Here is a 12027-nt window from a genome sequence, read left to right on the forward strand (position 1 = left end):
ATTTCACAAAACATTATTGGAAGTCTTCTTCAAAAAAATAAAATGAAAAAAAATACATGGTAGTAGTTGCATTTTAAGAGATAAAATGATCTTCTAACAAAGAAACCTATTTACCAATTCTTATCTTTAACGCAGTTTTATGCATGTTAACGAATAATTAAATATCGTTTTCTTAATATGAAAGAATAGTTATATTTTAAGCGATTATTAAAATTTTTAAATAATTATTATGAAACAAATTTACGTTTTACTCGTTTCCCTGATTTGTTTAACCCTCTCCTATAATGCGCATGCTCAGTGTGATTATCAGCTAGAGTTAACAGATTTTTTCGGTAGCGATTGGGATAGTGGGGCAAATGCAACCGCTAACACAGGTGTTGATGTCACAATCGATGGGGTCACCACAACTTATCGTATTGTAAATCCTAGTTCAACGCCTAATACACCGGTAATTGAGACTTATACGATACCTGTAAACAATGCATCAAGTATTGCAATAGACTACAGAGCTACCAGCCTTCCTGGGGATGGTCAGTTTCGATTATTGGATTCTGAAGGACTTTTAGTTTATGAAACTCCTATTGCTCAGTCATCCATGATGAATATTTTTACAGGAGTGGCTTCATGTCCTACTTGTCCGGTAATCACTAATTTTGTTTCTTCAAGCGTTACTGCCAATGAAGCGGTTTTAAGTTGGACCAACGGTGGTTCTGAAACAGAATGGGAAATAGAATATGGCGTGAGTCCGTATACGGTAAATTCTGGTGGAGTTACTGTTCCAGCGACAACCAATCCATTTACCTTAACTGGATTGAATAGCATCACAACTTATGATGTTTATATAAGAGCAGTATGTGTTCCAGGAACAGATCTCAGCAATTCAGTGGGGCCTGTAACTTTTACAACCGCAGAATCTTGCCCATCTCCATCTAACTTTGCACCGGTAACTCAATCTGCTTTTGAGATCCAATTTATTTGGGACGCCAATGGTAATACCAGCCCTAATTATGAAGTTAATTACGGTGTTGCTCCATTTAATCAAGGGGGCCCTGGAGGGGTAACTGAACCAGGTTTTACAGCACCTTTTGCTATTGTAGATGGTTTAATGTCAGATACTACCTATAACTTTTATGTAAGAATTGATTGTGGATTGGGAGACTTTAGTCTCTGGGCAGGTCCTTATACCGCAACAACATCAATTTCATGTCCAGCAATATCTGGACTTCAAGCAGATGTAGTAACAGAGTCTTCTCTTGATGTGTCTTGGACCGCAGGTGGAACGGAGACCGAGTGGGAAGTGGAATATGCAGTTGCAGGAACTATAACAGCTCCGTTCTCTACTCCAGCACAGGGAACTGTTGCTAATGTTACCACAACTCCATCAATCTCTATAACAGGTTTAACCGATGCTACGGTATACGATGTTTATGTAAGAGCGGTATGTGATCCAGTATTGCCAGATTATAGCTCGGTCACTCAGCTTACGCTAACCACTTTATGTTTGCCATTTACCAGCCCTTATAGTGAAAATTTCGATACAGGATTTACGGTAGTTGCTACAGGTTTTCCTAATGCAGCTAGCGGATTTGTAAACGAAAATTGTTGGGCAGGAACTGATGACCAATTCAATTGGGTTGCTGCTGGAGCTGGTCTCGCTGGATCTTCTGGAACAGGTCCAAGTCCTTCTATTGCAACAGGAAATTATTTTATTACAGAAGGTTCTTCAGGAGCTACAGGTGATGTAGCTGAGCTTTCCTCTCCTATCATTGATCTTACTGCTTTAACAACTCCAGCCGTGAGTTTTGATTACCATATGTTTGGTGATAACATGGATAAGTTAGAGCTTGTTATTAGATCCGGAGGTACCGATACAACAGTATTTACGATATCTGGTCAACAACAGTCTTCAGACACGGCACCTTATACATCTATTATTGTTCCTATTCCTAGTTTTGCTACACAATCCATACAAGTCGTGTTTAAAGCGACCAGAGGAAATGGTTTTGGATCTGATATAGCTGTTGATAATCTAGCTATAGCAGAGTCTCCTGCCTGTGTGGATCCTTATGCGCTAACTGCTACAGCAGTAACAAGTGATGCAGCTGATTTAGGCTGGAGTGAATTAGGAAGCACAACCAACTGGAATATTGAGGTGGGAGCTCCTGGTTTTGTTGTAGATACCAGTGCTGAGTTGTTTGCCTTTGCAGCAACTACCAATCCTTTTAATGCCACTGGACTATCTGCAGATACTGCTTATGAATTTTACATACAGTCCAACTGTGGTGTAGATGGGACAAGTAACTGGGTAGGACCATTGCAATTTAGAACACGATGTGCTCCTCTTACGGCGCCTTATACCACCGATTATGAGTCAGATCCTCTAGATGGATTGAATAATTGTGACAGTTCCTTGATAGTATCAGGAAGTACCAACGTACTTGTTGAAGTGGAGGATTTAGTTTCTTTATCCGGTTCCCAGCATATTTATATGTATAGTGGTAGTGATGGAGCGGCAGATATTATTTATGTTCTTCCAGAATTCTCTGATCTTTCCGCTGATAAGAGAGTGAAATTCAATGTTTATGATAGAGACAATGGAGGCCTTGAAGTAGGAACGATGACCGATCCTGCAGATTTGACCACATTTAACTCTATTTCAACATTTGCTGATGCAGATCTGGCAGATGATACTTATGAAGAGAAAACGGTTTACTTTAATACCATAACAACAACAGGTGGTTTTATAGCCTTTAAATTTAATCCTGCGGGAACTTTTGATGCGATGTATCTTGATGACATTACTTATGAAGTGTCTCCTTCTTGTCCAGAGGCAACTCAATTGTCTTTTGGAGCTTTAGCAGCAACATCTGTTGATTTTTCATGGGTGAATAATTCTACCGCATCAGAATTTTTAGTAGAATATCGAGAGACTGGAACCACCGCTTTTACAACGGTTACTCCTAACCCTGTAACTACCAGCGTTAGTATTTCTGGGTTAACAAGCGCTACAGAGTACGAAATTTGTGTGACTGCGATATGTGATAGTACCACAAATGATATGTCTCCTCAGGCCTGTGCAACAGTTCTTACTACACCTGATTATTGTGCGGGAGATTTATTCTTAGATTCTGGTGGTATAACAGGTAACTATCAAAATAATGAAAATATTACTTATAATATTTGTCCGGATAATGTTGGAGATGTGGTTTTTGTGAATTTCACATTTAACGACATGGAAGATCTTTCTTCGACGGGTTGTTATGACGGTCTTACTATATATGATGGTCCTGATACTACTTTCCCTACTATCAATACCCCAGGTGGAGGTACAGAATGGTGTTGGGATCCTATTAACAATTCAGGTACGGGAGATTTAACACAAGAACTGCTCATAGGGACTTCCACTTCTGGTTGTTTGACATTTGTATTCTCATCAGACGGTTCAGTGCAAAGACCAGGATGGGCTGCTAGCGTTACCTGTGCACCACCACCAACATGTGATGCACCAAATACCTTAGCTTTAGATGCGGTAACCTCAACTACAGCTGACGTTTCATGGGTTGCTGTCGGTACGGAAACAGAATGGGATGTCGAAGTAGGTTTACCTGGATTTGTTCCTAATACAGGGACGCAAATAGGATCTGTTATAGATGTCTTAACCACCCCTGCAACAACAATTACTGGATTAACTGATAATACCACTTATGAATACTGGGTAAGAGCTGTATGTTCCCCTGGTGATGAAAGTATTTACATTGGTCCGTTTTCTTTTACCACACGTTGTTTGGCCACTACAGCTGCTTACTTCACCAACTTTGATGCCGATCCATTAGATGGATTGAATAACTGTGATAGTCGTATCGTGGTTGGCTCTGGTTCAGGAACGGCGCCTCTAGTCGAGGTAGAAGATATAATTGCCAACTCCGGTAACCAACATATTTATATGTACAGTGGATCTACAGGAGCTACTGCGGCCTTGTATTATATCTTACCAGAATTCTCTGATCTAGATGCTACTAAACGAGTTCGTTTCTTTGCTTATGATAGAGATTTAGGAGGACTTGAGGTAGGAACCATGACAGATCCTGCTGATGCTACAACATTTACAGTTGCTCAAACCTTTACAAACGCTGATTTACCAGACGATCAATATGCAGAACAAACGGTTAATTTTTCTGCCTTGACAACTACAGGTGGATGGGTTGCTTTCAGGTTTGTGCCGGCAGGAACTTTTGACGCGATGTACTTGGATGATGTGAACTATGAAGAAATTCCTAGTTGTCCACAACCTAGTTTGGTAACTACTGCCAATTTAGCTGATACTTCTGTTGAATTATCTTGGACCGCAGGTGGAACAGAAACAGAATGGATCGTAGAATACGGCACTCCTGGATTTACTCCTGGTGGTGCTGGTTCTTTAGGAACAAGAACAGGAATAACTTCTAATACAAGTTATGTACTGGATATGCTTACCGCTAATACTCAATATGAAATACGAGTATTTGCAGTATGTGCACCAACGGATATCAGCCCTTCTACAAATCCTATTTTAATAAGAACTTTCCCTACAGGACCGCAAGGAGTTACTTGTACTACAGGTTCTGCCGCAACTGTTTTTACAGAAAGCTTTGAGAGTGGAGCTGTGGGATGGACGGGAACTACCTTCTCCGGTAATGGTGGAGATTGGGATATTACTGCAGGGGACACCAATAGTTTTGATACGGGTCCTTTTGCATCTTTTGACGCTGCTAATCATATGGAGTTTGAAGCCTCTACCGCAAATAATACCCGAGCTTCTGCTGTTTCTCCAGCGATCAACCTTTCTACAGGAACTGGCGCAGCAGAACTGAGTTTCTATATGCACGCTTTTGGTGGTGATATGGGTACTTTAGATGTAGGTGTTTCTACATCTGCAACAGGTCCATTTACCAATGTGTTTACATGGAGTGGTGACTTGCAAACTAGTGACGTGGACTCATGGGCACCTATTGGTGTTGATCTTACGGCCTACAACGGTCAGGTGATTTATCTTGAATTTGCTAACAGTCATGTTTCAACAGGTTTTGAAGGCGATATGTCTATAGATTTGATTGAGGTTACCGCTTGTGGTAATTTTTGTCCAGATCCTTCTCAACTTACCGCAACTGCTGTGACAGATACTTCTGCTGACCTTAGTTGGACAGAAAATGGGTCTGCTACTACATGGGAATATGAAATCGATGTAACTGGGTTTACTCAAGGAACAGGAGCTAATGGTATTGTATCTACAATGGATAATACAAGCAACCCTATTACTGGACTTTCGGCTGCTTCTTCTTACGATTATTATGTAAGATCCATTTGTAGCCCGACAGAAACTAGTTTGTGGGTTGGTCCATTTACTTTTACTACAGCTCTTGCTGCTCCTCAAGGAGTTTCTTGTACTACTGGTGCGCCAGGGTATATTTGGGAAGATAGTTTTGAAACTATAGCTACCAACTGGACTGGTGATGTAGGTACAGGGACAACAGCTGGTGACTGGAACTTTGGTAGAAATGGTGGTACTGTTTCTGGTGGTACTGGACCTAATGGAGCCTTTGATGGATCAGGATACTTGTTCTTTGAAACCTCAGGAACTAATCTTAGTACAGCTCGTATTGTATCCCCTCCTATTGATTTAACCACCGGAGCAAATGACGAGTTAGAATTGTCCTTCTACTACCATTCCTTTGGTGGAGACCTTACCCAAGTTCAAGTAGCTTACGGTACTGCAGCAACAGGACCATTTACTCCAATATTCTCTTATGCTGGGCCAGTACAAGCTGCTCAAGGGGATCCTTTTCAAGCGGTAGGTGCGATGTTGCCTTCTACTTTAATAGGACAAACTATTTATATCCAAATTTCAGGAACCGAAGAACCTGGTAATGAAACTGGATATGTAGGAGATGTTGCTATTGACCTGATGAGAATTCAAACTTGTGGTACGTTCTGTGCAACTCCTTCTGGAGTTACTCTTTCTGCAATAGGTAGTGATTCTGTAATAGTAAACTGGACCGAAAATGGTACCGCTACAACTTGGGAAGTTGCCGTTGAAACTGCTGGAACAGGAATTCCTACAGGTAATGGTGTGAGTACCATGAACAATCCTTATACAGCAACAGGTCTTTCTTCACAAACGGATTATGAAGTTTATGTAAGAGCAGATTGTGGTGGCGGATTCTACAGCGATTGGACATCTGTCCAAACCTTTACAACACTATGTGCTCCTTTTATAGCTCCTTATGGAACTGCAGGAGGAACTGCTGGAAATGACTTTGCAACATTCCCTGGAGCATGCTGGGAAGAAGGTAATAATACCGATATAGCTACTGGTCCAAACGGATTAAACGGTGACTGGTTAAGTGATAACTTTGCAAATAATACATCACATGTATTTGGCCAAGCAGCTCGCGTAAATATCTGGAATAGTGGTGGAGCTAATGACTGGTTAGTTTCTCCAGAAATTGATCTAGGTGCTAATCCAGCGACTGCCTTAAGTGTCACCTTTGATGTGGCTTTGACTGATTTTGCTTCAACAAATACCGCTAACTTTGGTAGTGATGATCAAGTTCAATTCTTGATTACTACAGATTCTGGTGCTACTTGGAATAACATCACAACTTATGATGCTGCCGATAACTTACCTGCTGCGGGTCAACTAGAAACCTTCCCATTGGGAGCGTATTCTGGTGTGGTTAGATTTGCTTTTTGGTCAACTAATGGTACCGTTGCTGATGGTAACGATGTGGACTTCTTCGTAGATAACTTTACAGTAGATGGCACAGTAGGAGTTGATGATACGGATTCTTTCGAATTCAGTTATTATCCTAACCCTACAGATAATGTGGTCAACTTTAATGGGCAGCAAGTTATTGATGGAATAATGGTAAGAAATCTATTAGGACAGCAATTATTAATGGCTCAACCTAATGCGACTTCTTCTAGCATCGACTTATCTGCTTTCCCATCTGGAATGTATCTTATTGAGGTGTCCTCAGGAGATCAGAGCAGAGTGGTGAAGGTGATTCGCAACTAGAATAGAATTCTAATTGATAAAAAGGCCATTCTTTATAGAATGGCCTTTTTTTATTGTCTATTTTTGAACTGTGAATGCCATCTATTACTCCTTTATTATACCGGTTTTTAACCGGCCTGAAGAAATAGAAAAACTACTTGTTAGTCTTTCTCAATTAGTCTTTGAAAGAGATTTTGAAGTGGTTGTTGTGGAGGATGGATCGGAATGGAGTAGTGAAATGGTATGCGCTGGCTTTCGCGAAAGCTTAAGCATCAACTATTTTTATAAACCTAACTCCGGCCCTGGTGATTCTAGGAACTTTGGTATGAAGAAAGCTAAGGGGGATTATTTTATTATCCTAGATAGTGACTGTGTTTTACCTAAACAGTATCTAAAGAATGTTGATACCTACTTGTCTCACCATTATGTAGATTGTTATGGCGGTCCAGACGCTGCTCATGAAAGTTTTAGTAATCTTCAAAAAGCGATTAACTATTCCATGACTTCCTTTCTCACCACAGGAGGAATTAGAGGTGGGAGTGAAAAATTAGGTAAATTTCAACCCAGAAGTTTTAATATGGGATTAAGTAAAAAGGCCTTTGAACAAACGAGTGGCTTTGGAAAAATTCATCCAGGAGAAGATCCAGACTTGTCGATCAGGTTATGGCAGCTTGGATTTGATACCGCACTGATCAAGGAAGCTTATGTTTATCATGAAAGACGCATTTCATGGAAATTGTTTTATAGACAGGTAAATAAATTTGGTAAAGTACGTGTAATTCTCAATAAATGGCATCCTGGTACTAAGCGCATCACCTTTTGGTTTCCTACTTTTTTTTGCCTGTTTCTAAGCATAGCAGTCTTATTGTCAATTTTAGGATATTTTTTATTTTTAAGCTTATACCTCCTTTATTTCAGTATCTTGTTTTTTCATAGCTCTATGAAAAATGGAATACGTATAGGTTTGAGCTCTGTTTTGGCAGTGTTTATTCAGTTCTACGGATATGGAATGGGATTTCTACTATCATGGATAAAAATCACTGTATTAAAACAGGAAGAGACAACGGCATTTCCTAATCTATTTTTTAAATAAATGAAATACAAAAGCTTTATAAGTTTTATACTTGTGGTAACCTTAGTGGCCAGCTTGTGGTTCATATCTAAGTATAAAGATGTTTATAAGCAAGAGGTTATTTTTAAGATCAGTTTTATCAATGTGCCCCATCGACTTAGTTTGGACGATAGCTCAAGGCAGTTAAGTGCTCCGGTGGAAATAAGTGCTACAGGTTTTACTCTAATATGGGAAAAAATATTTGGACATCAGGTAGTACTGGATTTTAAAGAAAATACTTTTTTACGAAATGATACATTGTACTTTAATCCAGCTAGAAGCGTCAAAAGGATGAAGAGATCTAATATGCTTTCTTATGAAATATTAAGCGCAGATGATCTGGATATTCCTATACAGTTGACCAGGTACAAGTCAAAAAAAGTACCGGTGATCAATAATATAGCATTACATTACACCTTGAATTATGTCGCTGTAAAAAAACCTTATTTTCAAAAGGATAGTGTTACCGTGACTGGTAATGATTCCAAGGTGGAAGCCCTTCAAGAATTGATTATCACTAGGGGTGATCAACTGACAATAAAGGACAGCTTAACTACACTAGATATTAATTTGAAGCAAATTGATCCAGAGTTGGATTTTGAGCCTCAAATACTCACCTTACACGTGGAGGCTGCCCAAATGACTGAAGGTAAAATAAACATTCCTGTAAGACTTTTAAATGCGCCTGCCTATCAACAGGTAAAACTTATACCAGATCACGTGGAAGTTGTTTATTCTATAAAGGTTGCTAACTATGATCAAATAATACCAGAAGATATTAGTGTTTCCATCAACTATGATCTTGTTAAGGAGCTCAATGTAGCCGTAATACCCGCGATAGAAATAAATAATGACAAAATCATTTCTTATCGCACCAACCTTAAACAAATTCAAGTGTTAACGATTAAATAAATGAAAATAGTTGGTCTAACAGGAGGGATTGGCAGCGGTAAATCAAGCGTTGCCCGTACATTTAAAAGTCTAGGAGTACCTGTTTTTATTGCAGACGATGTTTCTAAAAAACTATTAGCTACAGACCCGACAGTTATTCAAGCTGTCGTAAATTTATTAGGTAAGGAATCTTATGATCGAAACGATAATGGCATCGTTGTACCTAATAAAAAATATATTGCATCAAAGGTGTTTAGTGATAAAGAGCTTTTGACATCTCTAAATCATATTATGCATCCTGCAGTGAAGGCCAGTTTTAGAGAATGGGTGCGCCATCAAAACTATCCCTATGTTATTTACGAGGCCGCTATCTTGTTTGAAAGCAACAGTCACCTATTATGCGATAGGGTTATTTTAGTATCTGCTGGAGTAGAAGAAAGAATTAGAAGAGTTATGAACCGCGATGCGGTGAGTAGGGAAGAGGTGGTGTCTAGACTGCGCAATCAATGGTCTGAAGGGCAACGACTGGAGTTGTCAGATTTTGTTATAGCAAATGAAGATCTTCAACAAATGGCTTCTATTGTAAAGAGTATTCATGAAGTTTTGTTAAAAAAATAATTACTGCTACAATTTTCACAAAGTTAATATATGGTTAAAGAGTTTTTAACACTTTCTCTATATGTTAAATTTGCTAGGTGCAACAACGTATTTTATATTTTCTTATAGGATTAATGAGTGTGTCCCTTGCAGGAATTGTAGTGGTCCAAATTTACTGGATCATAAATAGTGTAAGCGATAAGGAATATCAATTTTCATTTGCAGTGAAACAAACACTAGCCTCAGTATCTTCAGAGTTAGACAGCCGCGAAGTAGAAAAATTTTATAATGTTTTAGATCAAATAAGAGACAGTTTAAGTGTTCAGCCTGATACAAGGACGATAAGTGAGTTGATGCTGATACAACGCAATCAAAATCAAGAAGAAGCCTCTACCTACAGCAATAGTTTGCTTAATGAAAATTACAAGTTAAACCCTCAGTTATTAGATCTTGAGTTAGATAGCATCACTTTCAATAAGCTGTTGAGTAAAAAAACCGTATCGGACAGAAAGGTCAATCCTAAAAGAAAGAAAAAGACCTTTCAAGAGCTTTCACAGCTGGATAAATATGCTAGGAAAGTGGACGAGGAGTTGATAAGTAATTACAATAGTTTGTTGCCCATTTCTCAACGCATTTCCAAAGAGGAATTAGAGCAAATCATACGGGAAGAATTACAAAATAGACCTATAGAAGCAGATTTTGAGTTTGCGATTTATCAAGATGGGTTTGCCACACAAGTTCAATCAGACAATTTTGATTTTTTAACAGAGGCGACTTGGGGGTATCCAATTTATAAAAATAGCAATCTAGAGTCAGAGCCTTATTTACTATATTTAAACATGCCGGACAGAAAGAAATATATACTCTCTTCTGTGGCTGGTATGGCTCTATTGTCATTGATATTTACTACTGTTATCGTAGTGGCTTATTCTAATGCTATAAAGCAAATTTTTAAACAACGTCAAATATCACAAATTAAAACAGATTTTATCAATAATATGACTCATGAGTTTAAGACCCCTATTGCTACTATAAATTTGGCTTTAGATTCCTTAAAACATCCTAAAATATGTGCTGATCCAGATAAAGTTTCTAATTACTTGAGAATGATTAGAGAAGAAAACAAGCGCATGCACAGTCAAGTAGAAAACGTTCTGAGGATTTCAAAACTAGAGAGGGAAGACCTTAATATAGATAAAGAGCGTATGGATATGGATGAAATTATTGAGGATTCCATCTCACACATTCAATTGATATTAGAAGAAAAGGGAGGAGTAGTTACCACTCATTTGGGTGCGCTAAGAACAGAAGTTCTTGTCAATGAAAGTCATATGACTAATGTGATTGTTAATGTTTTGGAAAATGCTATAAAATATACAGAAGGGGCACCTGTAATCGATGTGTTTACAGAAAATGTAAAAAACAAGCTGGTAATCAAAATACGCGATCAAGGAATTGGAATGAGCAAACAAGCCCAGCGCAAGATCTTTCAAAAATTCTTTAGAGAGCATACTGGTGATATACACAATGTAAAGGGTCATGGATTAGGACTGGCTTATGCAAAAAGAATTTTAGACGATTGTCACGGTGAAATACACGTGGATAGTACCAAGGGAAAAGGCAGTACCTTTAGTATTCATCTGCCGATAATAACATAAATTTAAATTAATTACTTATGGAAACTGAAAACAAAAAAATACTCTTAGTAGAGGACGATCCGAATTTCGGAACAGTATTGAAAGATTACCTTTTAATGAATGACTTTGATGTCACTCATGCCAAAAACGGTATGGAAGGCTTTGAGAAGTTTAAAAAGGATAATTATGATCTGTGCATCTTAGATGTTATGATGCCTTACAAGGATGGGTTTACGCTAGCAAAAGAGATCAGAGAAAAAAATGAAGAAGTGCCTATTATTTTCTTGACTGCTAAGGCGATGAAAGAAGACGTATTAAGAGGTTATAAAGTAGGCGCAGACGACTATTTAAATAAGCCATTTGATAGTGAGGTTCTTCTTATGAAGATTAGAGCGATCATGCAACGCAAAGGTCAAGACAGCATTGCTGACTCTAAAGAATTTGAATTCCAGATCGGAAACTTTCATTTAAATTCCAAGCTTAGATTCCTTTCTGTTGGTGATAAAGAACCTATCAAACTTTCTCCTAAAGAAAATGAATTACTGCGGTTACTTGCCTTGCATCTCAACGATTTGATGCCTCGTGAATTAGCACTTACAAAAATCTGGAGAGATGATAATTATTTCACTTCTAGATCAATGGATGTTTATATAGCAAAATTGCGTAAATACCTTAAAGAAGATGATAATGTAGAAATCGTTAACATTCACGGAGAAGGTTTCCGGCTGTTAGTTAGGGATCAAGTAGATTATTAAATA

At 38.4% G+C, this 12027-nt stretch carries 6 protein-coding genes; all 6 read left to right on the top strand.

The features are described from left to right. Positions 1-229: 229 nt before the first annotated feature. Positions 230-7054: a fibronectin type III domain-containing protein gene (locus KG732_RS08545; RefSeq protein ID WP_213522547.1), complete on the top strand. Its 6825-nt coding sequence runs from the start codon at positions 230-232 to the stop codon at positions 7052-7054. 79 nt (positions 7055-7133) lie between these two features. Beyond that, complete coding sequence (locus KG732_RS08550) at positions 7134-8126, top strand: glycosyltransferase (protein WP_213523176.1); 993 nt, start codon at positions 7134-7136, stop codon at positions 8124-8126. Beyond that, entirely contained in the window at positions 8127-9056 is a 930-nt protein-coding gene (locus KG732_RS08555; RefSeq protein WP_213522549.1) for a hypothetical protein, read from the top strand. Further along, positions 9057-9653 (top strand): dephospho-CoA kinase, encoded by a 597-nt coding sequence (gene coaE, locus KG732_RS08560; RefSeq protein WP_213522551.1) that lies wholly within the window; start codon positions 9057-9059, stop codon positions 9651-9653. Positions 9654-9730: 77 nt separating this feature from the next. Continuing rightward, a complete protein-coding gene (locus tag KG732_RS08565; protein ID WP_367271494.1) occupies positions 9731-11290 on the top strand; it encodes a sensor histidine kinase in 1560 nt (519 codons plus the stop codon). 17 nt (positions 11291-11307) lie between these two features. Then, on the top strand, positions 11308-12024 hold the full coding sequence (locus tag KG732_RS08570) for a response regulator transcription factor (RefSeq protein ID WP_213522553.1): 717 nt from the start codon (positions 11308-11310) through the stop codon (positions 12022-12024). Positions 12025-12027: the final 3 nt, after the last annotated feature.

It is taken from the genome of Nonlabens sp., assembly GCF_018401815.1.
Classification (GTDB): domain Bacteria; phylum Bacteroidota; class Bacteroidia; order Flavobacteriales; family Flavobacteriaceae; genus Nonlabens.